Origin of the sequence: Pseudarthrobacter chlorophenolicus (genome assembly GCF_000962805.1) — a bacterium.
Taxonomy (GTDB): domain Bacteria; phylum Actinomycetota; class Actinomycetes; order Actinomycetales; family Micrococcaceae; genus Arthrobacter; species Arthrobacter chlorophenolicus_A.
The window spans coordinates 194,590-220,109 of record NZ_JZTW01000005.1 but is presented as its reverse complement, the minus strand read 5'-3'; the positions used below and the strand labels follow the sequence as shown (position 1 = coordinate 220,109).

The window sequence follows — 25,520 nt, the reverse complement described above, 5'->3', positions numbered from 1 at the left end:
CTCGCCGCCGGCCAGCGCTGCCACGACGGTGCGCAATGCGCGCGCCGTGCGGCCCTGGCGGCCGATCACCCGCCCCAGGTCATCCTGGTGAACACGAACCTCGAGGGTATCCCCGCGGCGGTTGTTCTTCGAATTGACCGTGACGTCGTCCGGGGAATCAACGATTCCGCGGACCAGGTGCTCCAGCGCGTCTGCCAGCAACTTACTCAGCCTCGGTAGTCTCTGCTTCGGCTGCCTCAGACTTGGAAGCCTTCTTGGTGATGGCTTCCGGGATGATGACGGAACCCTTCTCCGGTGCGACGAAGGCTTCCTTCTCGCCCTTGGTCTTCAGGGTGCCTTCCTGGCCCGGGAGGCCCTTGAACTTCTGCCAGTCACCGGTGATCTTGAGGATCGCGGCAACCTGCTCGGACGGCTGGGCACCGACGGAGAGCCAGTACTGTGCACGCTCGGAAGCGACCTCGATGTACGAGGGCTCTTCGGTGGGGTGGTACTTGCCGATCTCTTCGATGGCACGGCCGTCACGCTTGGCGCGTGAGTCCATGACGACGATGCGGTAGTACGGGGCGCGCATCTTGCCGAAGCGCTTAAGGCGAATCTTTACGGCCACTTTTGTGGTCACTCCTGTTTCAGAAAAGGGGTGAACCCGGCGTTCTGCACCCGTGGGGCGGGCCGTACTTGCGGGCTCGAAGGACAGGATCCAGACGCGGAGAGAGGGGCCACGCAGATCGAGTACCTGTCCATTGTGCCAGATCAGCGGGAGGATTTCGACTCGGCGCCCCGCGTTCGCGGGGACAGCGCCGGGCCCTGCCCGGTTTGGCCCGCCGGGGTGAGGTCAGGCGGACCAGACGTACAGTCCCGAACGCTCTGAATCACCGATTCCGCCCGCCAGTTCAGCAAGCTGCCGGACGTAGGTTTGCGCCTGCCCGGCGTCGAACGGCATGTCGTCCTGCGCGGCCCATTGCGCTGCAACGTCCTCGAGGACATCACCCTCGCCTTCAGTTTCGTAGGTGAGCAGGTCAGCCAGGGCGCGGACCATGGCCGGGGGGACGGCCAGCAGGGAGTCGCTGGCCACGTCCACCATCGTCAGTTCGTAGTCGGCGCCGCCCGCATGGACCGCAGTACCTGCCAGGTCTCCGAGCTGCTCTACTTCGAAGTCGCTGATGCCGGGGATCCGGACCGCGTCGGCGGCGGGCGGGGTGCCCCCGCCATCAAGGGTTCCTGCGCGCTTCAGGGCGGCATCGTGGGTGGCTACGAAGATTTCGGTAAAACCCATGGGAAGTGACCTCTTCCGTGTACGGTACGGCGCGCCGGGGATACCTTCCTGGCATCCCCGGTCTAACGGTTTCAGCCTAGTACGCGGGAGGGCCGCTCAGCGCACCGCAACCCGGATGCTGTTGCGCCATGGGTCCTCGAAGCGCAGCTCAGCGCCGGTGTGGTGCGAGGAGACCCCGGCGACCTTCAGGCGGTCAGCGAGCGCGCCGACGTCGTCACCGGATGGAACCTCGATGAGGACCTCACCGAGGCCAAGGGTGTCTTTCCGCGGACCGGCGCCGCGGCTGTTCCAGACGTTCATGGCCATGTGGTGGTGGTAGCGGCCCGCGGAGACGAAGAGGGCCTGCCCGTGCCAGCCGGCCGTCTTTTCAAAGCCGAGGGTTCCCACATAGAAGTCGCGTGCCGACTGGACGTCGCCCACCTGGAGGTGGACGTGGCCTACCCCGGCGGTGGTCTGCCGCTGCCCCTGGAGGGACTCTTCCGAAAGGTGCTGTTCCAGGTAGCGCTGGGGCGGCAGCGCCAGGCTGTCCATCACCACGTCGGTGCCGTTCCAGGACCAGTTGCTTCGCGGGCGGTCCCAGTAGAGCTCGATGCCATTGCCCTCGGGATCAGTGAAGTAGAAGGCTTCGCTGACCAGGTGGTCCGCGCTGCCCGTGAAGGAGCGGGGTTCGAACTGGGCTGCGGTGGCCACCGTGGCGGCGAGCGCCGCCTGGTCCTCGAACAGGAGGGCCGTGTGGAACAGGCCTGCCTCTCCCCTGCCGGGAATGGTCAGTCCGGGGGCCGGAGCGAGGTGGACCAGCGGCTTGCCGAGGCGGCCAAGGTAGAGGCCGCCGTCCTGCTCCGCGACCACCTCGAGCCCCAGTGCGCGCTGGTAGTAGTCGGTCATGACCTTCATGTTGCCGACCTTGAGCATCACGGTGCCCATGGCGAGATCGGCAGGAAGAAGATCCTGGCTGGTGGCTTCTGCAGTCATTGAACGCTCCCTCGTCTGGAGGCCTGCCGGATGGGGCGGCCTGTCATGAGTTAAAATTACTTGAAGCTTCAATTTATTCCAAGTGCAGGACGGAGGTTTCCTTAGCGGACCACGTGGCCGCCCAAAACCACGTGGGATGGGTGAGCCACGGTCTCCAGGGTCCTCCGGGGATCGTCCCGGAACAGCACGACGTCGGCACGCGCCCCTTCTGCCAGCCCGTCAGCGCCCAGCCACGCACGGGCGGCCCAACTGGCCGCATTGAGCGCCTCGGCCGCGGGCAAGCCCGCCGCGTGCAGTGTAAGGATTTCGTCCGCGATCCTGCCGTGTCGGATCACGCTGCCGGCATCCGTTCCGGCGAAGATCCGCACGCCGGCTTCCCAGGCCTCCCCTACGCGTTCCAGCCGGCGTTCCCAGAGCGCCATCATGTGGTCGGCGTACACCGGAAACTTGGGCCTGGCTTGGGCGGCAATATCCGGGAACGTGGCGATATTGACCAGCGTGGGCACGATGGGTACGCCCTGCTCCACGAACCGCGGCAGGTGCCTGGGCAGCAAGCCGGTGGCGTGCTCGATGCAGTCAATGCCTGCATCGAGCATCTGGTCCAGGGTGTCTTCGGCAAAGCAGTGGGCGGTAACGCGGGCACCTTCGTCGTGTGCGGCACTGATGGCATCGCGGACGACGCCGGCGGGAAATGATGGCGCAAGGTCGCCGGCGCTCCGCTCGATCCAGTCCCCAACGAGCTTGACCCAGCCGTCGCCGTCGCGGGCTTGCTTACGTACGGCCTCCACGAGCCCCTCAGGCTCCACCTCGTGGGCGAATCCCCGAAGGTAACGGCGCGTCCGTGCGACGTGCCGCCCGGCACGGATCAGCAGCGGGAAATCCCGGCCGCCTTGCATCCAGCGGGTGTCGGCGGGCGATCCCGCGTCCCGGATCAGCAGCGTGCCCGAGTCCAGGTCGGCGCGGGCCTGGGCTTCGGCTTCATCGGCGTCTACCGGACCGGCAGGGCCCAGGCCAATGTGGCAGTGGGCGTCAACAAAGCCGGGCAGCACCCAGCCGTCCAGCACAACGTCCGGGCCGGCCTCCGGACGGGTAAATGTCAGGCGTCCGTCCACGGACCACAGGCCGTGCCGCTCCCTGTCCGGTCCCGAAAGGGCGGTGCCGCTAAAACCGATGATGTATGGCATGGATGCCTCCTCTTCCTGCCCGGTCAGGCTAGCACCGGCAAATATGACAGGGCTGTCAGCACTTGCCCCTACAGCGCGTGTGGTAGCTTCGTTCCTGACCACACGGGTGCCCCTGCAGGGGCTGAGATCGGGCTGACGCGGCCTGCGACCGTCGAACCTGTCCGGGTAATGCCGGCGAAGGAAGTGAGTACTCCTTGAATACACCCAAAACAGTGCTGCCCCATGCCCAAAACCACCCTGCCGGAGCCAGGCCTGAAGCACCTGTAACCCAGTCCCTGAAGTCCCACTCGCTGGCCTACATCGATGATCCGCAGCACGGGATCCGCGTCCCGGTGACGGAGATCGCGCTGGAGCCGTCGCCCAACGGACAGCCAAACGCCCCCTTCCGCACCTACCGGACAGCAGGCCCGGGAAGCGACCCGGTGCGGGGCCTCAGCCCCTTCCGGTCGGAGTGGATTGAAGAGCGGGGCGACACCGAAGAGTACGGAGGACGCGAACGGAACCTGCTCGACGACGGCCGCTCAGCCGTGCGCCGCGGCGCCGCCTCTGCGGAATGGAAAGGCGGCCGCCCGGTGCCCCGCCGCGCCGTCGACGGCCGGACAGTCACCCAGATGCACTACGCCCGGAACGGCGTGGTGACCCCGGAAATGCGGTTCGTGGCGCTCCGGGAAAGCTGTGATCCGGAACTGGTCCGCAGTGAGGTTGCCGCCGGCAGGGCCATCATCCCCAGCAACATCAACCATCCGGAATCCGAGCCGATGATCATTGGCAAGGCGTTCCTGGTGAAGATCAACGCGAACATCGGCAACTCTGCGGTCACGAGCTCCATCGCGGAGGAGGTGGACAAGCTGCAGTGGGCTACGCGGTGGGGAGCCGACACGGTGATGGACCTTTCCACGGGCGACGACATCCACACCACCAGGGAATGGATCATCCGCAACTCCCCCGTGCCGATCGGCACCGTGCCCATCTACCAGGCCCTGGAAAAGGTGAACGGCGAGGCGAACGCACTCACGTGGGAAATTTTCCGGGACACCGTCATTGAACAGTGTGAACAGGGCGTGGACTACATGACGGTCCACGCCGGCGTCCTGCTCCGTTACGTGCCGCTGACGGCCAACAGGGTCACCGGCATCGTGTCACGGGGCGGTTCGATCATGGCGGGGTGGTGCCTGGCGCACCATCAGGAGAACTTCCTGTACACGCATTTCGATGAGCTGTGTGAGATCTTCGCCAGGTACGATGTCGCGTTCTCGCTGGGTGACGGCCTGCGCCCCGGTGCCACCGCTGACGCCAACGATGCTGCGCAGTTCGCGGAACTGGACACTCTTGCCGAGCTCACCGAGCGCGCCTGGAAGCATGACGTGCAGGTCATGGTGGAAGGGCCGGGCCATGTCCCGTTTCATCTGGTGCGGGAGAACGTGGAGCGCCAGCAGAGACTGTGCAAGGGCGCGCCGTTCTATACGCTGGGCCCGCTGGTCACCGATGTGGCCCCAGGCTACGACCACATCACCTCAGCCATTGGCGCTACCGAGATCGCGCGCTACGGCACCGCCATGCTTTGCTACGTCACGCCCAAGGAACATCTGGGACTGCCCGACAGGGACGATGTGAAGACCGGGGTTATCACCTACAAGATCGCCGCCCACGCCGCCGACCTGGCCAAAGGCCACCCCGGGGCGCACGAACGGGACGATGCCCTGTCCAAGGCCAGGTTCGAGTTCCGCTGGCGGGACCAGTTCGCGCTTTCCCTTGACCCCGAGACGGCCGAAGCGTTCCATGATGAAACGCTTCCGGCCGAGCCCGCCAAGACGGCACACTTCTGTTCCATGTGCGGGCCGAAGTTCTGCTCGATGCGGATCAGTCAGGACATCCGCAACGAGTACGGGTCCGCGGAAGCCCAGGGCGCCATAGCAGAAGCAGCATCCGGGATGCGGGAGAAGAGCCGGGAATTCATGGAATCCGGCGGCAAGGTGTACCTTCCCGAGCTGGAAGTCCCAGCCGGCAGCTGAGCCTGCCGCCGGCGGTGACCGGCGGGTTGCCCCTGACCGGCCCGCGCAGCTAAGAGGCCCGGGCCGGTTCACTCCGGCTGACATCGGCGAGGAACTGCCGGATGGCCCGGTTGCCGTCGGCTGAATCGTGGGGCCGGTGCCCGCCGGCGGCAACACGGTGCAGTGCGCCGGTCTCCCGGAGGTACCCGGCAATTTCCTCATAGAGTGGCTCCCACCCGCCGGTGAGGACCAGTGTGGGGACGCCCGGAACGATGTGAAGCGGCGCCTCCCAGGAGGGTGACTGCAGCCGCAGCCGGCGGGCTGAGCGCTTCTCCTCGAGAGTGGCTGGCTGGTGCAGGTCCGCGGCGTAGACGCGGCGGACGAACTCCCGTTGGAAGTCTTCGTCGCTGAGCTGGTGGCGGACGTCGAACAGCGGCTTCATCATCCGGATGTGGGCGGCGGTTGCGGGCAGCTCCGCGGTGAGGGAAAGGCAGGCCGGTTCCACCAGGGTCAGCGAATGAACAAGGTCCGGGCGCTCCACGGCCGCCATCATGGCCGGAATGGCTCCCTGCGCGTGAGCCACCACGTGTCCGCCGGCAGCACCGCGCCCGTCATCGCCCAGGGAACGCAGCACGATGGCTGTGTCCTCCGCAAAGGAGGACTCCAGGGGCTCGGCGGTGCTGTGGTACCCGTGCCGGCGGAGGAACAGCGCATCGTACATCAGCGCCATGCCGTGCTGCCGGGGCCAGGCGGCGGCGCCGAAGCTCCCCGAGCCGTGCACGAACACTACCCTCTGCTTGAACATCCCCCAACCCTATTCCACGGCGCCGGCATCTTAACTGAACAGCGCCAAGTGTCGTTGGCGCGTTTCCGACAACACTTGGCGCTGATTGCGGGGAGGTTCCTACTTCCCCAGGAACTTATCGAAACCCTTGGGCAGGTTCATCTGGGACGGGTCGAAGTCACCCGCCTGCTGGCCGAAGGAAGCTCCGGTGGGCAGCGCCTTGGACGCATTGGCGCGGCGCGCTTCGGCGTCCTTGCGTTCCTGGGCGGCCTTCGCCGGGTTGCCGGACCGGGCCTTCTTCTTGGGTGCGTTCTTTGCGTTCTTCCGCGTGCCGCCCCCGGCACCGGGGAGGCCAGGCATTCCGGGCATCCCTGGCATGCCGCCCTGGGCCATCTTCTTCATCATTTTCTGGGCCTGTGCGAAGCGTTCCAACAAGCCATTGACCTCGGAGACGTGCACACCGGAACCACGGGCGATGCGGGCGCGCCGCGAACCGTTGATGATCTTCGGGGCCACGCGTTCGTGCGGGGTCATGGACCGGACAATGGCTTCAACGCGGTCAATCTCGCGTTCGTCGAACTGCTCCAGCTGCTGGCGGATGTTCTGGGCACCAGGCATCATCATGAGCATTTTCTTCATGGAGCCCATGTTGCGGATCTGCTGCATCTGGGCCAGGAAGTCGTCAAGGGTGAAGTCTTCCTGGTCGGCGAATTTCTTCGCCATCCGGGCAGCTTCGTCTTTGTCCCAGGACTTCTCGGCCTGCTCAATCAGCGTGAGGACGTCGCCCATGTCCAGGATGCGCGAGGCCATCCGGTCCGGGTGGAAAAGCTCAAAGTCGTCCAGGCCCTCACCGGTGGACGCGAACATGACGGGCTTGCCGGTGACCGAGGAGACGGACAGCGCGGCACCACCGCGGGCATCGCCGTCGAGCTTCGACAGGACGATGCCGGTGAAGTTGACGCCCTCGTCAAACGCCAGGGCCGTGTTCACGGCGTCCTGGCCGATCATCGAGTCAATGACGAAGAGGACTTCGTTGGGCACAATGGCACGGCGGATCTGGCGCGCCTGCTCCATCATGTCCGCGTCAACGCCGAGGCGTCCGGCGGTGTCGACGATGACGACGTCGTGCAGCTTCTGGCGGGCTTCCTCAACGCCGGCGCGGGCAACGGCGACGGGGTCTCCGGCCGGGTGCTCAAGCTCGGTTGAGGTGGCACCCGGGTGGGGGGCGAAAACCGGCACGTTGGCACGCTGGCCAACCACCTGGAGCTGGGTCACCGCGTTGGGACGCTGCAGGTCACAGGCCACCAGGATGGGGCTGTGTCCCTGCGACTTCAGCCATTTGGACAGCTTGCCGGCGAGGGTGGTCTTACCCGCACCCTGAAGGCCTGCCAGCATGATGATGGTGGGGCCGTTCTTGGCCAGCCGGATGCGCCGGGTTTCGCCGCCGAGGATCTCCTTGAGTTCCTCGTTGACGATCTTGACGATCTGCTGGCTGGGGTTCAGCGCTGCTGAAACCTCGGCGCCCAACGCACGTTCGCGCACGCGGCCGGTGAATTCCCGCACCACGGGAACGGCAACGTCCGCGTCCAGCAGGGCGCGGCGGATCTCCCGGACGGTGGCATCGACGTCGGCCTCCGTCAGGCGGCCCTTGCCGCGGAGATTCTTGAAGGTTGCTGTCAACCGGTCAGAGAGTGAATTGAACACGCGCCGTGAACTTCTTTCAGGAGATGATCGGGACTCGACTATCTAGGGTACCAAGTCGGGCACGCCAGATGGCATGCTGGCCAAATGACGAGCCAACCAACTGTCAAGACCCTGCTCATCCTCGGCGCCTCAGGCGACCTCACAGGCCGGCTGCTCCTCCCTGGACTGGCCCGCCTCGTGGCCGCCGGCCGGGCGGAGGGCCTCCGCCTGGTGGGCGCCGGCTCCGACCCCTGGACACCGGAACAGTGGCGGGAGCGGGTGCAGTCCTCTTTCGCCGCAGCAATGGACACCGCGGGGCCGGACGGCAAGGACGCGCTGGCTGCCCTGGAAAAGGACACGGCGTACCACCAGGTGGATGTCACGGCTGCCGGCACCCTCGCCTCCCTGCTGGAAAGCCTCGACGGCCCCACCGCCGTCTATTTCGCGCTGCCGCCGCGGATCAGCCAGCTGGCGTGCGAAGCACTCCGCCCCGAAGAGGTGCCGGCGGGGACGCGGCTGGTGATGGAGAAGCCCTTTGGCTCCAGCGAGGAATCGGCGCGGTCCCTGAACAGGACGCTTGCCCGGCTGGTTCCGGAAGACCACATCCACCGCGTGGACCACTTCCTGGGGAAGGCCACTGTCCTGAACATCCTCGGCCTGCGGTTCGCCAACAACTTCCTGGAACCGGTCTGGAACCGGCGGCACGTGGAGAAAGTCGAGATCTTTTTCGACGAGGACCTCGCGCTGGAGGGCCGGGCCCGCTATTACGACGGCGCCGGCGCCCTGCGTGACATGATCCAGAGCCACCTCCTGCAGGTGATGGCCCTTTTGGCCATTGAACCGCCGGCCACCCTGGGCGAGCGGGACCTGCGCGACGCCATCGCCTCCGTCCTTCGCGCGGCCAGCGTTGCGCCGCCATTTACCGGTTCCACCCGGCGCGCCCGCTATGGTGCAGGCACCGTAGGAGGCAAGTCTGTGCCGGATTATGCCCGCGAGGACGGCGTGGACCCGGACCGCGGCACAGAGACGCTGGCTGAAATCCGGATTGGAATCGACAACTGGCGCTGGAACGGCGTTCCCTTCATCCTCCGGTCCGGCAAGGCGCTGGGAAAGAAGCGCAAAGAAGCTGTGATCACGTTCCTTCCGGTGCCGCACCTGCCGCAGGGCTTCACGGGCGTCGACTCTCCGAACCAGCTGAGGGTCGGATTCGGGCCGGACACCCTTGAGTTCGATGTCGACGTCAACGGCCCCGGAAACATCTTCAGCCTTGGCCGGGTCACCCTCGAGGCGGAGCTGAGCGCCTCCGATCTGCTTCCCTACGGTGAGGTCCTTGAAGGTGTGCTGACCGGAGACCCGTTGCTGTCGGTGCGCGGTGACACCGCCGAGGATTGCTGGCGGATCGTCGAACCGGTACTGCAGGCCTGGGCGCAGGGTTCGGTTCCCCTGGAGGAATACGACGCCGGGTCGGCGGGTCCGGCGGCCTGGCCCACCTCCCGGGAAGGGCAGTGAGCGCTTCGTGCCTTAAGGTCGGTCCGCACGCCTTAAACGCCAAAGCGGGGTGGGCGGAAACCTTCCGGTTCCCGCCCACCCCGCGTCCGTCTGCCTACGCCCCGCGGCAGGGTCCGGCGGACTAGCTGTCCTAGATGGCGGCGACGCCGCGTTCGCCGGTCCTGACCCGGACTGCCTCAAAGACATCCATGGTCCAGACCTTGCCGTCACCCGCCCTGCCAGTGTTGGAGCTGGCGATGATGACATCCAGGATGTCGTCGGCCTGCTCGTCCGTAGCCAGCACCTCTACCCGGATCTTGGGCAGCAGGTCCACGTTGTACTCGGCGCCGCGGTACACCTCGGTGTAGCCCCGCTGCCGGCCGTAGCCGCTGGCTGCGCTGACCGTCAGGCCCTGCACTCCGTAGGCCTCCAGGCCTTCCCGGATGGCTTCAAGCTTCTCGGGCCTGACGATTGCGGTGATCAGTTTCATGCCCCCACGCTTTCCTTGCCTGTTGCGGTTTCTGACTTCTTGGCATCTGCTGCCGCGGCACTGCCGGCGGTTTCTGCCTGGTTCTTGCCGGTGATCATGTCGTGCAGCGGCTGGAAGCTGCCGCCGTGTCCGGAGACGCCGAACTCGTAGGCGGTCTCGGCGTGCAGGCTAAGGTCCACACCCACCGTTTCCTGTTCCTGCGAGACGCGGAAGCCCATGGTCTTGTGGATAGCCAGCGCGATGATGGTGGTCATCACGGCCGAGTAGGCGATGGCGATGCCGGCAGCTGCGAGCTGGGCCCAGAGCTGGGCGAAGCCGCCACCGTAGAAGAGGCCGCCACCCGCACCGTCGGCGGGCAGTGCAATGAAGCCCAGGGCCACGGTACCGATGATGCCGGAGACCAGGTGGACGCCGACGACGTCCAGCGAGTCGTCAAAGCCCCAGCGGAACTTAAGGCCGACTGCCAGTGCGGAAGCCACACCGGACACGAGGCCCAGGCCGAGGGCACCGACGGGGCTGACGTTGGCGCAGGCCGGGGTAATGGCCACGAGGCCGGCGACCACACCGGAAGCGGCGCCCAGGGACGTGGGGTGCCCGTCGCGGATCCGCTCGGTCACGAGCCAGCCGAGCATTGCCGCTGCCGGAGCTGCCAGGGTGTTGACCCAGATGAGGCCGCCCTGCTCGGCCGTGGTGGCGGCGCCGCCGTTGAAGCCGAACCAGCCGAACCACAGGAGGGCAGCGCCCAGCATGACGAACGGGATGTTGTGCGGGCGGTGGTTCGGGTCCTTGCCGAAGCCCTTGCGGTTGCCCACGATGAAGACGAGGATGAGCGCCGCTACACCGGCGTTGATGTGGACCACAGTGCCGCCCGCGAAGTCAATGGCTTCACCCAGTGCGGCACCAACGGCGCCTTCTTCGCTGAAGAGGCCGCCGCCCCACACCATGTAGGCGAGGGGGCAGTACACCAGGGTTACCCAGACTGGGACGAAAACGCTCCAGGCACCGAACTTTGCCCGGTCTGCGATGGCGCCGCTGATGAGGGCCACGGTGATGATGGCGAACGTTGCGCCGAAGCCCACCATGATGAGGCCGTCAGGGGTGTCGATGTTGGCAAGGCCGAACTTGGCGAACGGGTTGCCCACCATCTGGAGGAAGCCCTCGCCGGAAGACATCGAGTATCCCCAGAGGACCCAGACAACTCCGACCATGCCGATGGAGATGAAACTCATCATCATCATGTTCAGTGCCGCTTTGGCGCGCGTCATGCCGCCGTAGAAAAATGCCAGCCCCGGTGTCATCAGCAGCACGAGTGCTGCGGACACCATGACCCAAACGTGACCTGCGGTAAGTTCCATGGTGCACGTCCTCTCTTCCGAATCTTGCGGAGTCCTCCGCCTGCCAACGCCCTTTGCGTCCTGTAACGAGTGTGTCGGCGGCGTGTTTCGCCCGCAGAGGATTTAGATTGCCGGACTGTTACAACAACCTCTAGGAAGTAAATGGTGCATATCCGCCTTGTTACGGTTGTGTTTCACCACTCCCGCCGGCAGCCGGCGACCCTCCCTGCAAGGAACTGTGCATCATGACGGCAGAAGCCCGCGCCAGCGGCACCGCTTCAAGGATCCTGGCCCGCCTGCGGCCCCGCCGGGACAAGCTTCCCCGCGATATCAAGGTGATGCTGGCCGCCGCGTTCCTGATCGCCCTGGGATTCGGGCTTGTTGCGCCTGTATTGCCGCAATTCGCCACAACCTTCGGCGTGGGCAACACGGAAGCCGCCGTGATCGTGGCGATCTTTGCGTTCATGCGGCTGGTCTTCGCCCCGGCCGGCGGTGCCCTGATCGCCAAGCTCGGGGAACGGCCGGTCTATGTGTCGGGGCTGCTCATCGTGGCGGCCTCAACGGCGGCTTGCGCCTTTGCCGGGAGCTACTGGCAGCTGTTGCTGTTCCGTGGACTGGGCGGAGCAGGTTCGGTGATGTTTACAGTGGCGTCCATGGCCCTGGTGGTCAGGCTGGCGCCGCCGGAGAGCCGGGGCAGAGTGTCCGGGGCCTACGCCTCCGCGTTCCTGATCGGCAACGTCTGCGGACCGATCGTCGGCGGCCTGCTTGCAGGATTCGGCCTGCGGGTTCCGTTCCTTGCCTACGCGGCGGCCTTGGTCATCGCGGCAGCGGTGGTGCAGACGCAGCTGAGCCACCAACGGCGCGGCTCCGGCCCCGCGGTCAACCGGGCGCCTGATATGCCCTTCGGCGAGGCCCTGCGGACCGGAGCCTACCGGGCCGCACTGGCCTCCAGTTTTGCCAACGGGTGGGCTACGTTCGGGGTCCGGATGGCCACCGTCCCGCTGTTTGCTGCGGCGGCCTTCGGAGCCGGTCCCGAGGCGGCCGGGCTGGCCCTGGCAGTTTTCGCGGCGGGCAATGCGGCGGCGCTTTCATTCTCCGGCCGCCTGGCAGATTCGCTGGGACGCAGGCCCATGATGATGTGGGGGCTGGCGGTGGCGGGCCTGTCCACCGCGGGCATCGGCTTCGCCCAGAGCCTGCCGTGGTTCCTTGCCGCTTCCGCACTCGCCGGCGTCGGCTCGGGCCTGTTCGGCCCTGCCCAGCAGGCAGCGGTCGCAGATGTGATCGGCAGCGGCCGGTCCGGCGGCAAGGTGCTGGCGGTCTACCAGATGACGTCCGACGTCGGTGCGATCGTGGGTCCCGTCCTTGCCGGCCTGCTCGCCGACCGGCTGGGCTTCGGCTGGGCTTTCGGCGTTACGGGCGGGGTCCTGCTCCTGGCCGTCCTTGCGTGGCTGGCCACGCCGGAAACACTTCGACCCGCCGCGTCACAGGACGCAGCGGGCCGAAAGAAGGGTTAGCGGCTAGTTCAGCAGCGCGTCCACAAATTGCTCGGCGTCGAACGGAGCGAGGTCGTCCGCGCCTTCGCCCAGGCCGATCAGCTTGACCGGGACGCCGAGGCTCTTCTGGATCGCGACGACGATGCCACCCTTGGCGGTGCCGTCCAGTTTGGTCAGGACGATGCCGGTGATGTTGACCACCTCGGAGAAGACGCGGGCCTGGTTGAGGCCGTTCTGGCCGGTGGTTGCGTCCAGGACCAGCAGGACCTCGTCCACTTCGGCGAGCTTTTCCACGACGCGCTTGACCTTGCCGAGTTCGTCCATGAGGCCCACCTTGTTCTGCAGCCGGCCGGCGGTGTCGATCATGACGACGTCGACCTCCTGGTCGATGCCTGCCTTCACGGCTTCGTAGGCCACCGACGCGGGGTCTGCACCGTCGATGTCGGACTTGACGGTGGGAACGCCCACCCGCTGTCCCCAGGTGGCCAGCTGCTCGGCGGCGGCGGCACGGAAGGTGTCCGCGGCACCGAGGATCACGTCCTTGTCTTCAGCCACCAGCACGCGCGCCAGCTTGCCCACGGTGGTGGTCTTGCCCACTCCGTTGACGCCCACCACCATCATGACGGCCGGCTTGTCTCCGTGGCGCTGGACATTGAGGGTGCGGTCCATGGTGGGGTCAACCACCTTGATGAGTTCCTCGCGCAGCATGGCCTTGACGTGCTCCGGGCTGCGGGTACCGAGTACCTTGACACGTTCGCGGAGGGCATCCACCAGCTGCATGGTCGGTTCGGTGCCGAGGTCCGCCAGGAGGAGGGTTTCTTCCACCTCGTCCCAGACGTTCTCATCGATCTTGTCGCTCGAAAGGAGGGCCAGCAGGCCCTTGCCCATGATGCTGTTGGAGCGGACCAGGCGTTCGCGCAGCCGGGTCAGGCGTCCTGCTACGGGCAGGGGTGTTTCAACCGGAATGACTTCCAGTCCGGCGGCGTCGTCGGGCACCGTGGTGGCCGCGCCGTCAAGGTCCGCCTCGGCGGGGGCTGTCCGCTCCGTCGTGGCAGTCTCGTCGGCCACGAGGGTGCCGCCACCTGGCCGGACTTCGGGGTCGTTTGCGTCGCGCGTTTCCGGGTAGCGGTTGATGTTCTTCCGCGTCTTCACCAGGACCGGGATCAGGGCTCCGACAACCACCAGGGCACCGAGAATGGACAGGATTATGGGAAGGATGTCGTTCACTCCCCTAGCTTCTCATAACCACCGGAGCCCTTTCCCGCCGTGGCAGGGGGCTGACCTGCCGTTACTCAGGCGCCTGCCCGGCCGAATGTTCGGCGGCGGGCGGCGTTCAGTCGCCGTTGTCCAGGCGCTGGCTGATCACGGTGGAGACGCCGTCGCCGCGCATGGTCACTCCGTAAAGGGCGTCTGCCACTTCCATGGTGCGCTTCTGGTGGGTAATGACAATGAGCTGGCTGGACTCACGCAGTTCTTCGAAGATGGTGATCAACCGGCCCAGGTTGGTGTCGTCGAGGGCCGCCTCCACCTCATCCATGACATAGAACGGTGAGGGGCGGGCCTTGAAGATGGCCACGAGCAGGGCCACCGCCGTCAGGGATCGCTCCCCGCCGGACAGCAGTGACAGTCTTTTGATCTTCTTGCCCGCTGGGCGGGCCTCCACTTCGATTCCGGTGGTGAGCATGTCCGCGGGGTCGGTCAGGACCAGCCGGCCTTCGCCGCCGGGGAAAAGCCGGTCGAAAACCCGAACGAACTGTGACTGGGTGTCCTCGAATGCCTCGGTGAACACCCTCTGGACCCTGTCGTCCACCTCCTTGATGATGTCCAGCAGGTCCTTGCGGCTTGCCTTGAGGTCCTCCAGCTGGGTGCTGAGGAACTGGTGGCGCTCCTCCAGTGCCGCGAACTCCTCCAGCGCCAGCGGATTGACTTTGCCCAGGCTGGACAGATCGCGCTCGGCCTTCCGGAGGCGTTTCTCCTGTTCAGCCCTGACGAACGGCACGCCGTTGACAATGGCCTCACCCGTTTCATCCACCGGGGCGCGCAGGGCAGCCCACTTGTCACCCGTTTCTTCCGCTGGAACCGGAACAGCGACGTGCGGGCCGAACTCGGCCACCAGGGCGTCAGGGGTGATCCCGAGCTCATCGACCGACCGCGTTTCGAGGGCCTCGATGCGGGCGCGCTGCTGGGCCCTGGCGAGCTCGTCACGGTGGACGTTGTCGGTCAGCTCGGCAAGCTCCTTCGCGAGCAGTTCGTTCGCGGAGCGCAGTTCCTGCAGCTCCCTGTCCCGGCGTTCGCGGTTTTCTTCCGCCAGGTCACGGGCGTGCCGAGCCATATCGACGGACACGTCCACGAAATCCAGGGCCGAGTCCACAGCCGCCCGGACCGCGGCTGCCCGCCGGGCCTCGATGCGCCGGCGCCGCGCCCTTTCGGCCGCCTCCTCACGTGCACGCCGTTCGGTGGCGGCAGCACGTTCCAGCGAGGCGACGCGGTTGCGTGTGGCCGCCACCTGTTCCTCGGTGCTCCGCAGCGACAACCTGGCCTCCACCTCGGCCGCACGTGCGGCCGAGGCAGCCTTCGCGAGGGCATCACGTTCCGCCGTTGAGGGTTCCTGCTCGAGCGGCACCTCCTGGGCCGCGGCAAGGCGGGCGGTAATGGCCGCGAGCGCCTGCTCCTCTGACTCCACGTTGGCCTCGGCACGGGCCAGCGAGGCCGCGAGCCGGTCGCTTTCACCCACGGCGCTGCGCAGTACTGAGTTCAGGTGTCCCAGCCGCTCAGCCACGGCGGCCAGCCGCGCGTCGGACTCGTGCAGCCTGTCCAGGGCGGCGTCCGCCTTTTCCTGCGCTCCGGTGCGCTTCGCCTCGGCCGTGGCGAGGGCGAACCTGTTGCGCTCCAAGGCAGCGGTAACCTGCCCAAGCTCCCTGTCGGCGTCGTCCACGGCGGCCTGGACTTCCAGGAGTGACGGCGCCTTCGCCGAGCCACCGGTGACGGAGACGGCGGTAAAGACGTCTCCCGCGTGGGTGACGGCAGTCAGGCCGGGCTGTTCCGCTACGAGGGCCGCAGCGGCCCGGATGTCATGTACGACGGCGGTCCGGCACAGCAGGTGCCGCACCAGCGGGATATAGGCGTCGGCCGCATCGACGAGACCTGCGGCCAGGACTGCACCTTCCGGGAGTGCCGGGGCCAGTGGAGGGTCTTCGTGCGGCGGGCCAGCGGGAACCAGCAGCAACGCTGCCCGGCCGGCGTCTTCGTCCTTGAGCATCTGCAGGACGGACTCCGCAGTGGACGGGTCATCGACCAGGAGCGCCTCGGAGGCTTCCCCGAGCGCGGCTGCTATGGCGGTCTCATAACCGGCCCGCACCCGGAGCTCAGCGGCGAGCGCTCCCTGGACCCCGCCAAGCCCGGACTGCAGGACGTGCCTGGCTGCGTCCTTGCGCTCCAGGCCGAGCTTCAAGGCCTCGAGGCGGGCTGCGAGGGCATCGCGCCGGCGGATGCCCTCGTTGACTTCTGATGTGAGGTCCGAGATTTCCTGCAGCACGGTATCCAGCGCTTCGCTGGCGGCCTCGTACTCTGCGTCGAGGGACTCTTCGCCTTCCTCCACGCCCGCCACTTGGTTTTCCAGGGCGGTGAACTCTTCCTGCGCCCTGGCACGCCGTCCGGCACCCGCGGACAGTGACTCGCGCAGCCGGCCGAGCTCCGCCTGGGCGGACTCCACCCGGGAGCGGGCAGCCCCAACCTGGCCCGCGAGGCGCGCCAGGCCTTCCCTGCGGTCGGCCACCGCACGCAGTTCGGCGGTGAGGCGCTGGTCCTCGGCCTGCGCCGCACGCTCTGCTTCCGCCTTGGCCGCCGTTGCGGCTTCCAGGGCGGTCCGCCGGCCCGCGAGCGACTCTTCCAGTCCGGTCAGTTCGCTGCCCACGCGCGCTGCCTGCCGTTCCAGCTGCTCGGGATCCCGGCCCCCCGACGGCGCCTCGTCCACGGATCCGAGCACGCGGCTTCTTTCCTGGGCCAGCGAGCCCAGTGAACGGAGCCGCTCCCGGACGGCGGTCAGCCGGTACCACGTATCCCGGGCCGCATTGAGGCGCGGCGTTGCCTCTGCTGCGAGCTGCTCCTGGGCAGCCTGTTGCCGGCGCCCGGACTCCAGTTCCTGCCCCACGATGGTCCGCCGCTCCTTCAGCGCGGCTTCGTCGGCGACGTCCTGCTGCAAGACCAATTGGAGCTGCACCAGATCGTCGGCCAGCAGGCGGGCGCGGGCATCCCGGACGTCGAACTGGACGCGCTGGGCGCGGCGTGCCACCTCGGCCTGCTTGCCCAACGGTGTGAGCTGGCGGCGGATCTCGCCCGTCAGGTCCGTGAGGCGCTGCAGGTTAGCCTGCATTGCCTCAAGTTTGCGCACCGTCCGTTCCTTGCGCCGGCGGTGCTTGAGGATGCCGGCGGCCTCTTCGATGAAGCCCCGGCGATCCTCGGGGGTGGCGTGAAGGACCCGGTCCAGCTGGCCCTGGCCCACGATGACATGCATTTCCCGGCCCATGCCGGAATCGGAGAGCAACTCCTGGATGTCCAGCAGCCGGCAGCCGGCACCGTTGATGGCGTACTCCGAGCCTCCTGTGCGGAACAGTGTCCGGGAGATGGTGACTTCGCTGTACTCAATGGGCAGGGCGCCGTCAGTGTTATCAATGGTCAGCGATACGTGTGCCCGTCCCAGTGGGGGGCGGCCGGAGGTCCCCGCAAAGATGACGTCCTCCATCTTGCCGCCGCGGAGGGTCTTGGCGCCCTGCTCCCCCATCACCCAGGCCAGTGCGTCCACAACATTGGACTTGCCGGAGCCGTTGGGCCCCACCACGGCAGTGACTCCGGCTTCGAAGTCGAAGGTGGTGGCGGAGGCAAAGGACTTGAACCCCCGGACGGTCAGGCTTTTGAGGTGCAAGGCTTTTCGGGTCTCCTGGACGGGGCTGGGCGGCTGCTTGGCGGTCCTAAATCTACCGGGTTGCGGCCAAAAGTCGCGGATCCGGCGCCGCCTGTCCCGCCCGGCACGGCAGCAAACCGCCAGCAGTCGGGCCAGGACGCGTCATCGGACCACGGCCGGAGACCAGGCATGTTCGATGAAGAGTTCCGGTGTTGCTCCGGGACGTGTGGACAGGGACCAGATATCGCTGTCCAGGCCGGTGTCATCGCGGGGAAGGCCATAGAGGATGGTGTTGCCGTCCAGCCACTCGATCTGGTCGTCAAGGTTCCGTTGTTCGCCCAGCACTGTGACGTTCCCCGTGGCGAGATCCAGCACGGCGGGGCGGCGGTCACCCACCAGGGTCCCGGAGTCACTCTTCTTGAAGGCAATCCGCTTGCCGTCCGGGGAGATGGACGGGCATTCCACTCCTGAAGCAACCACTGTCAGCGTCCGCTCGACCAGGTCGCCGCGGACCAACCAGATGCTTCCTTGTGACGAGGCAGTGGCGTAGAACGCGTTGGGCGCGCCAGGGACGAACGTCACGCCCCAGATGTTCCGGTCCGTGGCCTTGATCCGGGTTCCGCCTGACATCAGTGCGAAGGTCTCGAGGTTTCCGTGGACGGTGCCGTCTGCGCCGCGGATTACGGTCTCGGTGGAGAATCCGGCGGACGCGTAGGAATGGCCTGCCACGAAGACCGTGCTGGCTACGAGGGCACCGTCGGGACTGATCCGGGTCCGGCTGGGGATGCCTCCGAGCTCCCAGCCCTGCAACGGCTGAAGCGCAGGGCCCAAAATGCTTGCCTCGAACCGGGTGGGAATCATGTTCTGCGTCGACAGGCAGCTGACGAGCTCCCGGGTGGCATAGACGCGGTCGCAGGCGCGGCCGGAGAGGAACCGTTCCCCCGACGGATTGGCGAGTGGTGCAAAGGCGGCTTCACCGTACCCCTGGCCTGCGGCGGTGTTGCGGAACATCACGAAGGGTTCCGCGGGGAGGGCGCCTGCTGCAGCGACCTGGACCGCGGGCACGGCGGCCTGGCTGTTTCGGGCCTCCTGGAACGCCGCGGCGGCGTAGGCTCCGGCCGCGGCCAGGGCCAGGAGCGTGACCGCCAGCAGAGCCACTATCCGCCGGGGGACTCCGGCAGCGGACCGGAGGCGGGGATCCGCAGCGGCAGCCCGCCCGCCGCCGTCGCCCTTTCCTTCCTGGCGGACGGCCCGGACCTGCTGGGGCCGGCCGCTCATGACGCAGTCCGCGGGGTGCGGCTCAGGAGTGCAGTCGCTGCGCCCAGGGCAGGGACAAGGAGAACAGCTACGCAGGCCGCCGCTGCTGCGGGGCCCGCGGCGTACCACAACACGCCGAACGCAGCCGCTGACACCATCCGGCTCAGGGCCACCACGGTCTGAGCCGTACCGAGCGCAGTGCCGAGGTGTTCCGGCACCGCCAGCTGGGAGACCAGTGCTGCGAGGACCCCGTCCGTTGCGGCATAGAACAGGCCGAGCAGCAGCAGGCAGCCAAGGGTGGCTGCCGTGCCGCCGGATGGGACGGCTGTCAGCAGGTAACAGGCGAGCAGCGCCAGGTGGCCGGCCAGGAAAACCGGCACCCGGCCCCACCGGTCGGCCAGGCGGCCGATGGGGATCGCGAAGACGAGGAACGCGGCGTTGGTGCCCACGAACAGGAGGGGGAACCACTGCGCGGGAAACGCTTCGCGGCTTTGCAGCAGCAGGTAAACGAAGCCGTCACCGATGGTCAGGATGCCCAGCAGCCCTGCCGCAACGAGCAGCCGTGGCAGTCCCTGGACCCTTAGCGCCCGCCACGAGGTCCGCGACCAGCCCGCTCTTGGTTGCTGCTGCGGCGCTTCGGCCAACGGTTCCACGGTGGCAGGCTCCGGCGCCGGTGCCTTGCCGGGCCATACCGTTCTGTTCGGCACTGTCAGCAGCAGCACGGCGACACCGATGGCGGCAAATGCCAGCGACACCACAAAGACGCTGCTGTACCCGTTGGGGATCAGTGAAAGCAGCGCGAACGCAATCAGCGGACCGGCTGCCGCGCCGATGTTGTCCAGCATCCTGTGGACACCGAACGACCGCGCAAGATAGTCGGGCTGCGCTGCCTCAGCGATCATGACGTCGCGCGGGGCGGTGCGGATCCCCTTGCCAACCCGGTCGCCGGTAATGATGGCTGCTATCGACCAGAACCCGCCGGCAAAGAGGAAGCCCACGCGGGCCACCATCGAGAGCCCGTATCCGGCCACGGCCACGCTCTTGGGCCGGCCGGTCCGGTCGGCGACCCAGCCGGCACCAATCCGGACTATGGAGCTGGCGCCCTGGTTGATGCCGTCGATAATTCCGAAGGCAATGGTGGAAAGCCCCAGGAACCCCGTGACATAGAGGGGAAGGACGGCGGCCACGGACTCGGAAGAGATGTCGGTGGCCATACTGACGATGCCAAGCCAGACAATTACCGGGGACAGCCGGAATGCTGTGCGGGTGGCGGGGCTGACAGTGTCCGCCTGGTCCCTGCGGCCGCCTTTGCGGTCCGACATCGATATGTACAACGGCAGCCCGTCCCTCAATCAGCTGGGATGGCGTTGCACTCCCGCGGGCCGCGCACCGCCTGTTCCGGGCCAGCTTGCCAGCCGGTGGCCGGTGGGGGAATCAAGAAAGCCGAAACTTTTGCTTGGCGTTACCAGCGTCCGTTGCGGGGGCGCGGCTGGCACACCGGGCAGGTGTGGGAGGAGCGGTTCATGAACTGTTCACGGCGTATGGTGGCGTGGATTCCTGCAGCCGCGCATCGTTTGCAGGGCTCGCCTTCCCGACCGTAGGCGTTGAGCGACCGGTCAAAGTATCCGGAGGCGCCGTTGACGTTGACGTACAGCGAATCGAAACTGGTTCCGCCGGCGGCCAGGGCATCGAGCATGACCTCGCGGGCGCTTTCGATAACCCGGACGGCGTCAGCGCGCCGCAGCTTGTCGGTAGGCCGTGCGTAGTGCAGCCGCGCACGCCAGAGGGCCTCATCGGCGTAGATGTTCCCGATGCCCGAGACCAGCCCCTGGTCCAGGAGCGCCCGTTTCAACCCGGTCTTGCGCACACGCAGGCGCTGGTAGAAACGGTCGAACGAGAAGGCCGGGTCCAGTGGATCCCGGGCAATATGTGACGCTTCCTCGGCGATCAGCGGAAGGGGTGACTCCGCGAGGCCGCCGGGGCCGCCGTCGTCTGTGTGAACCAAACCGGTGACGAAGAGTCCACCGAAAATACGCTGGTCCACAAACCGCAACTCGGCAGGCATTCCCTCACTGGGGCTGAGGTGGATCCGTACTTTCAGGTGCTTTTCATCGGGGACGTCCGAATCCTGCATCAGGAGTTGCCCGCTCATCCCCAGGTGTGCCATCAGCGCCACGCCCGGTGGCGGAGCATGTCCGTTGCCTGCCGCGCGTGCGGAACCATCGTCCAAGGGCAGCCACAGGAATTTGCCGCGCCGGACGACGTCGGACACAGTGGCACCCTGCAGGTTGCCGATGAAGTCCTCCGCGCCGAGGGCGTGGCGGCGGATGGAGCGGGGGTCCAGCACATCGACGGACTCGATGGTCCTGCCGCGGACCCAGCTCACCAGGCCGCGGCGGACCACCTCCACCTCTGGCAGTTCAGGCACGGGAGGCTACTTGGCGGGGACGGAGCCGGAGGACTTGCCGGCGCCGTCAGCGGCACCGGGTCCGGACAGGACACGCCAGGCATCCGCCGCAGCCTCCTGCTCCGCTTCCTTCTTGGAATGGCCGGTGCCCTTGCCGTAGGGCTTGCCGCCGATATTCAGGACGGCGCTGAAAGTGCGTGCGTGGTCCGGCCCTGCGCCCTCCACTGCATAGTGGATGGTTCCAAGTTGCCGGCTTGCCGCAAGCTCCTGGATGCTGGTCTTCCAGTCAGTCCCGGCACCCAGTACGGCGGCATCCTTGAGCAAGGGTCCGATCAATCGCATGACCAGCTGTCGCGCGGTCTCAATGTCGTTGGAGAGATAGGTGGCACCGATCAGCGCTTCCATGGTGTCAGCGAGGATGGAGGCTTTGTTCTTGCCCTCCGTGAGTTTCTCGCCCTGTCCCAGGTAGATGAACTCGCCGATGCCAAGGCTCCGGCCGATGTTGGCAAGCGCCCGGGTGCTGACCACGGCCGAACGCCGCTTGGCCAGCTCGCCCTCAGGGAGATCCGGGTTGTCCCGGTAGAGGGAATCCGTGACTGAGAAGCCCAGGATTGAGTCCCCCAGGAATTCCAGCCGCTCGTTGGTGGGTATCCCGCCGTTTTCGTAGGCGTAGGAACGGTGTGTGAGCGCAAGACGAAGCGTCCCGGCGTCAATAGTGACGCCGAGACGCTTCAGAAGCTCTTCAGTTGAAGACATCAGTCAGCCTGAGTGGCCGATTAGACGTCAGCGACCTTGCGGCCCTTGTACTCAAGGAACAGCGCAGTGCCAGCAGAGTCGGTAACGACCTTAGCCTGGTGCGGCAGGCTGTAGGTGACCTGGCCGTTTTCAACGGTCTTCACCAGGTGGGGGGCGGTCGCCTTCCACTGCGAGCGGCGGGCGCGGGTATTCGAGCGAGACATTTTCCGCTTGGGAACAGCCACGGCTAACTCATTTCTCTCTAGACAAACACGTACAAATCAATTTTGCCGGTCAGGCTTAGCCATATCAGCTAGGGCAGCCCAGCGAGGATCCAAGACCTCGTGGTGGTGCCCCGGCTCGTCTTCCAGGCGTACTCCACATTCGGAGCAAAGGCCCTGGCAGTCTTCCCGGCACACCGGCTGGAACGGCAGGTTGGTGACAACCGCGTCCCGCAACACCGGTTCAAGATCGATTACATCGTGCTCGACTCGACGTTGCTCTTCATCTTCTTCTTCGCCTGAAAGCTCAGCACCTTCGTAGAAGAAAAGTTCTTGCACATTGACCTCAAGGTCATACGCAAGGGGATCCAGGCATCGGCCGCATTCCCCGGTTACACCGGCGAGGACGGTTCCTGATACCAGGATTCCTTCGTGTACGGCCTCCAGCCTCAGGTCCAGCTCGATATCCGAGCCTTCCTGAACGCCAATGAGCGCCACACCAAGATCACCAGGTGCGGGTACATGTTCCTTCAGTGTCCGCATGCTTCCCGGGCTGCGCCCGAGGTCCTTGACGTCGAACGCCAGGGGCGAACCAGCATCTCTTTTAATGAGAACTCCTGTTGAACATATGACCGACGTACCATCTTAGCCTGAAGAGCCACAGGGACTCAAACCGGCCGGCGATACCGCCGAAGTACCGGACCAGCCTACCGCCTGGGCTGCTGATTCGCCGAAGGCTCGCCCGCCAGCAGTCTCCGCAGCACGGACCTGGGGACGTACTCGGAGACGTTGCCGCCCAGTCCGGCCACCTCCTTGATGAGGGTCGACGACAGGTGGATGTAATGCGCTTCCGCAGGCAGGAAGACAGTTTCCACGCCGCTCAGTTGCCTGTTCATCGTGGCCATGGGCAATTCGTAATCGAAGTCCGACGAGGACCGAAGCCCCTTAACGATGGCCGAGACGCCCCGCTGCCGGCAGTATTCAGCCAGCAGCCCCTCCCCTACAGGTTCCACAACGATCCCCTTGAGGGACGCAAGGGTTTCCCGCGCCATTTCGAGGCGCTCATCGAGGCTGAACCGGTACTTCTTGGCGTAGTTGGTGGAAATGGCCACAATGACTTCGTCGAAGAGACCGGCAGCGCGGGCAATGACTTCGAGATGGCCGTTATGGATGGGATCAAAGGATCCGGGGCAGACAGCTCGTCTCATGCTCCGAACCTACCCCATGCGAAGCCCGGGATACCATGACTGGATGCATGCGTCACGGGAACTTTCCGCGCCTTCTGCCCCCGCTCCATGGCAGCGGACCGCCCTTGGAGCGAACCTCCTGGCCGCTGACGGCGGGCTGGGCGTCACGATTTTCGAGGAAATGACCAACCTCGCGGTCCAGACCGGGGCGATCAACCTGGGCCAGGGTTTCCCCGACGAAGACGGTCCGCAGGAACTCCTTGACGCCGCCCGGGATGCCATCGCGGCGGGCGCCAACCAGTACGCACCCGGCAAGGGTATCCCCCAGTTGCGTGCCGCGGTGGCCGCCCACCAGGAACGTTTCTACGGGCTGGCACCTGACCCTGACTCGGAGGTCCTGATCACCACCGGCGCCACCGAGGCCATAGCCGCCTCACTGTTGGCATTTACCGGACCCGGAGACGAAGTCCTCACCCTTGAACCGTTCTACGACTCTTACGGCGCGGTGATCGGGCTGTCCGGGGCCACGCATGTCACTGCGCCGCTTCTCGCACCTGATTTCATGCCGGACCTGGCCGCCCTTGAGGCCGCCTTCAGCGAACGCACCCGCGTTGTCCTGCTGAACAATCCGCACAATCCCACCGGGGCGGTCTTTCCCCGGGAGGTACTGCAGAAAATCGTGGACCTGGCACACAGGCACGACGTGCTGATCATCACCGACGAGGTCTATGAGCACCTCACCTTCGGCGTCCGCCATATCCCGGTGGCATCCCTGCCCGGTGCCGCCGAACGGACCATCACCATCTCTTCCGCCGGCAAGACCTTCTCGCTCACGGGCTGGAAAATCGGTTGGCTCACCGGGCCCGAAGAGCTCGTGGCCGCCGCGCGAACCGTCAAGCAGTTCCTCACTTACAGCTCAGGCACTCCCTTCCAGCCCGCCATAGCAGCAGGGCTGGGCCTCCCTGACAGTTTCTACCAGGGAATTGCGGCCTCACTCGAGCACAAGCGCGACATCCTCAGTGCGGGGCTGCGCGCCGCCGGCTTCGGCGTCTACACCCCGCAAGGCACCTACTTCATCAACGTCGACACGGCTCCGCTGGGCATCACCGACTCGGTGGACCTCGCGCGTCGCCTCCCCGGGCTGGTAGGTGTGGCCGCCATCCCAGTGCCGGTGTTCTGCCACCCGGAAGGTGCTGAACGCACCCGCAGCCTGCTCCGCTTCGCCTTCTGCAAGAAAGCGGACGTCCTCGAAGAGGCCGCCGGGCGGCTGGCCACGCTGAGCAGCAGGCTCTGATGGCGTCCGGCACACCCGGGCACGCCTCCCGGTTCCTTCGCGCCACAGGGCAGCACGCCACCATCGAGCCGGACGCCTTCACCGATGGCAGCTATGTGCTCAGCATCGGCGGGGCAGAGCAGTCGCACGTGAACCTGTCCCACCCCGAGGACATCTTCTACGAGTACCTCCGCCGCATCGGCCACCTCGTTGACTTGGCAGCCCCTGCCGGAGCGCCGCTCCGTGCGCTGCACCTGGGGGCGGGCGCGCTGACCCTGGCCCGCTACATCCAGGCGACCCGGCCGGGCTCCGTGCAGTATGCGGTGGAGTTGGAGCGCGAGCTGCTGGATTTCGTCCTGCGGGAGTTGCCCCTGCCTGAGGGGACGGACCTGCACCCCGTCATTGGCGACGCCCGGGAGGCACTCAGTGAGCTTGACCCGGAGCTTGCGTTCGACGTCGTCATCCTGGACATCTTCTCCGGCCCGGAAGCGCCCGCGCACATCGCCTGCGCCGACTTCTACGGCGAAGTCCGGGCCAAGCTAAAACCCTCAGGGGTGCTGGTGGTCAACGTAGGAGACGAGCCCGCGCTCACCCTTGTCCGAAGCCAGGTGGCCGCGTTGCGGGAGACCATGGCGGACGTTGCGGCTTTCGCTGAAAACGGCATGTTCGAGGGCCGGTACCCGGGCAACATCATCCTGGCCGGAACCCAGGGGGCCTGGCCGCAGGAATGGACCGCCCAACTCACTGCCCTCGGCCCCCACCCGGCGAAGGTGCTGGCGGGGGTGGACCTGGACCGGTTGGCTCCGTAGCCGGCCGGCCCGGCCCCTCAGCGTCATCCGGGCCGAACG

Annotated in this window: 23 protein-coding genes and 1 riboswitch; of the genes, 5 read left to right on the top strand and 18 right to left on the bottom strand. The window is 66.5% G+C overall.

Annotated features, from left to right (window positions below):
• The 5 genes from UC32_RS07800 to UC32_RS07780 form a co-directional block, all read right to left on the bottom strand.
• A partial coding sequence (locus tag UC32_RS07800; protein ID WP_045730652.1) for an RNA-binding protein occupies positions 1–201 on the bottom strand: 201 nt, incomplete at its 3' end.
• A gap of 1 nt (position 202) precedes the next feature.
• The gene (rpsP, locus tag UC32_RS07795) at positions 203–607 is read right to left on the bottom strand and encodes a 30S ribosomal protein S16 (protein WP_045730676.1); all 405 of its coding nucleotides are present in this window, start codon (positions 605–607) and stop codon (positions 203–205) included.
• A 225-nt stretch (positions 608–832) separates the two neighbouring features.
• Positions 833–1,273: a hypothetical protein gene (locus UC32_RS07790; protein WP_045730651.1), complete on the bottom strand. Its 441-nt coding sequence runs from the start codon at positions 1,271–1,273 to the stop codon at positions 833–835.
• A gap of 96 nt (positions 1,274–1,369) precedes the next feature.
• Positions 1,370–2,245 (bottom strand): VOC family protein, encoded by an 876-nt coding sequence (locus UC32_RS07785; RefSeq protein ID WP_045730650.1) that lies wholly within the window; start codon positions 2,243–2,245, stop codon positions 1,370–1,372.
• A gap of 101 nt (positions 2,246–2,346) precedes the next feature.
• The gene (locus UC32_RS07780) at positions 2,347–3,429 is read right to left on the bottom strand and encodes an amidohydrolase family protein (protein WP_045730649.1); all 1,083 of its coding nucleotides are present in this window, start codon (positions 3,427–3,429) and stop codon (positions 2,347–2,349) included.
• Between the two features lie 92 nt (positions 3,430–3,521).
• Positions 3,522–3,629: riboswitch (TPP riboswitch) on the top strand.
• Between UC32_RS07780 and thiC the strand changes: the two genes are divergently transcribed.
• Positions 3,624–5,441, top strand: coding sequence for a phosphomethylpyrimidine synthase ThiC (gene thiC, locus UC32_RS07775; protein WP_045730648.1), 1,818 nt, complete (start codon positions 3,624–3,626; stop codon positions 5,439–5,441). (Overlaps the previous riboswitch by 6 nt.)
• Positions 5,442–5,490: 49 nt before the next feature.
• Here thiC and UC32_RS07770 read toward each other — a convergent pair whose 3' ends face one another.
• Together UC32_RS07770 and ffh are read right to left on the bottom strand one after the other, a co-directional pair.
• The gene (locus tag UC32_RS07770; protein ID WP_045730647.1) at positions 5,491–6,225 is read right to left on the bottom strand and encodes an alpha/beta fold hydrolase; all 735 of its coding nucleotides are present in this window, start codon (positions 6,223–6,225) and stop codon (positions 5,491–5,493) included.
• 99 nt (positions 6,226–6,324) lie between these two features.
• Complete coding sequence (gene ffh / locus UC32_RS07765) at positions 6,325–7,908, bottom strand: signal recognition particle protein (RefSeq protein ID WP_045730646.1); 1,584 nt, start codon at positions 7,906–7,908, stop codon at positions 6,325–6,327.
• An 84-nt stretch (positions 7,909–7,992) separates the two neighbouring features.
• Between ffh and UC32_RS07760 the strand changes: the two genes are divergently transcribed.
• A complete protein-coding gene (locus UC32_RS07760) occupies positions 7,993–9,396 on the top strand; it encodes a glucose-6-phosphate dehydrogenase (protein ID WP_045730645.1) in 1,404 nt (467 codons plus the stop codon).
• Positions 9,397–9,526: 130 nt separating this feature from the next.
• On the opposite strand, the gene UC32_RS07755 is transcribed toward UC32_RS07760, so the two are convergent.
• Together UC32_RS07755 and UC32_RS07750 are read right to left on the bottom strand one after the other, a co-directional pair.
• Positions 9,527–9,865 carry a P-II family nitrogen regulator gene (locus UC32_RS07755; protein WP_015937412.1) on the bottom strand — a complete coding sequence of 113 codons (339 nt, stop codon included), beginning with the start codon at positions 9,863–9,865 and terminating at the stop codon, positions 9,527–9,529.
• Positions 9,862–11,220 carry an ammonium transporter gene (locus UC32_RS07750; RefSeq protein ID WP_045730644.1) on the bottom strand — a complete coding sequence of 453 codons (1,359 nt, stop codon included), beginning with the start codon at positions 11,218–11,220 and terminating at the stop codon, positions 9,862–9,864. Before UC32_RS07750 ends, UC32_RS07755 begins: the two co-directional genes overlap by 4 nt.
• Before the next feature lie 224 nt (positions 11,221–11,444).
• Here UC32_RS07750 and UC32_RS07745 point away from each other — a divergent pair, with 224 nt between their 5' ends.
• Complete coding sequence (locus tag UC32_RS07745; protein WP_045730643.1) at positions 11,445–12,713, top strand: MFS transporter; 1,269 nt, start codon at positions 11,445–11,447, stop codon at positions 12,711–12,713.
• A gap of 3 nt (positions 12,714–12,716) precedes the next feature.
• Here the strand turns inward: UC32_RS07745 and ftsY are convergent, their stop codons facing one another.
• From ftsY to coaD, 9 genes are all read right to left on the bottom strand, one after another.
• Positions 12,717–13,919, bottom strand: a complete 1,203-nt coding sequence (ftsY, locus tag UC32_RS07740) for a signal recognition particle-docking protein FtsY (protein ID WP_045730642.1) — start codon at positions 13,917–13,919, stop codon at positions 12,717–12,719.
• A 106-nt stretch (positions 13,920–14,025) separates the two neighbouring features.
• Positions 14,026–17,613, bottom strand: a complete 3,588-nt coding sequence (gene smc / locus UC32_RS07735; RefSeq protein ID WP_200896345.1) for a chromosome segregation protein SMC — start codon at positions 17,611–17,613, stop codon at positions 14,026–14,028.
• Positions 17,614–17,754: 141 nt separating this feature from the next.
• Complete coding sequence (locus UC32_RS07730; RefSeq protein ID WP_082071987.1) at positions 17,755–18,870, bottom strand: TolB-like translocation protein; 1,116 nt, start codon at positions 18,868–18,870, stop codon at positions 17,755–17,757.
• On the bottom strand, positions 18,867–20,171 hold the full coding sequence (locus UC32_RS07725) for an MFS transporter (RefSeq protein WP_235423619.1): 1,305 nt from the start codon (positions 20,169–20,171) through the stop codon (positions 18,867–18,869). The genes UC32_RS07730 and UC32_RS07725 overlap by 4 nt, the downstream gene beginning before the upstream one ends.
• Positions 20,172–20,311: 140 nt before the next feature.
• Positions 20,312–21,277, bottom strand: a complete 966-nt coding sequence (gene mutM, locus UC32_RS07720; RefSeq protein WP_045730641.1) for a bifunctional DNA-formamidopyrimidine glycosylase/DNA-(apurinic or apyrimidinic site) lyase — start codon at positions 21,275–21,277, stop codon at positions 20,312–20,314.
• Between the two features lie 6 nt (positions 21,278–21,283).
• Positions 21,284–22,012: a ribonuclease III gene (rnc, locus tag UC32_RS07715; protein WP_045730640.1), complete on the bottom strand. Its 729-nt coding sequence runs from the start codon at positions 22,010–22,012 to the stop codon at positions 21,284–21,286.
• 20 nt (positions 22,013–22,032) lie between these two features.
• Positions 22,033–22,236 (bottom strand): 50S ribosomal protein L32, encoded by a 204-nt coding sequence (gene rpmF / locus UC32_RS07710; protein ID WP_009356569.1) that lies wholly within the window; start codon positions 22,234–22,236, stop codon positions 22,033–22,035.
• A 36-nt stretch (positions 22,237–22,272) separates the two neighbouring features.
• Entirely contained in the window at positions 22,273–22,797 is a 525-nt protein-coding gene (locus UC32_RS20295; protein WP_082071985.1) for a YceD family protein, read from the bottom strand.
• A gap of 122 nt (positions 22,798–22,919) precedes the next feature.
• Positions 22,920–23,420: a pantetheine-phosphate adenylyltransferase gene (gene coaD / locus UC32_RS07695; RefSeq protein ID WP_015937423.1), complete on the bottom strand. Its 501-nt coding sequence runs from the start codon at positions 23,418–23,420 to the stop codon at positions 22,920–22,922.
• Positions 23,421–23,463: 43 nt separating this feature from the next.
• On the opposite strand from coaD, the gene UC32_RS07690 reads away from it, so the two are divergent.
• Positions 23,464–24,693, top strand: coding sequence for an aminotransferase class I/II-fold pyridoxal phosphate-dependent enzyme (locus UC32_RS07690; protein WP_200896343.1), 1,230 nt, complete (start codon positions 23,464–23,466; stop codon positions 24,691–24,693).
• A complete protein-coding gene (locus UC32_RS07685) occupies positions 24,693–25,481 on the top strand; it encodes a spermidine synthase (protein WP_200896342.1) in 789 nt (262 codons plus the stop codon). Before UC32_RS07690 ends, UC32_RS07685 begins: the two co-directional genes overlap by 1 nt.
• Positions 25,482–25,520 lie beyond the last annotated feature (39 nt).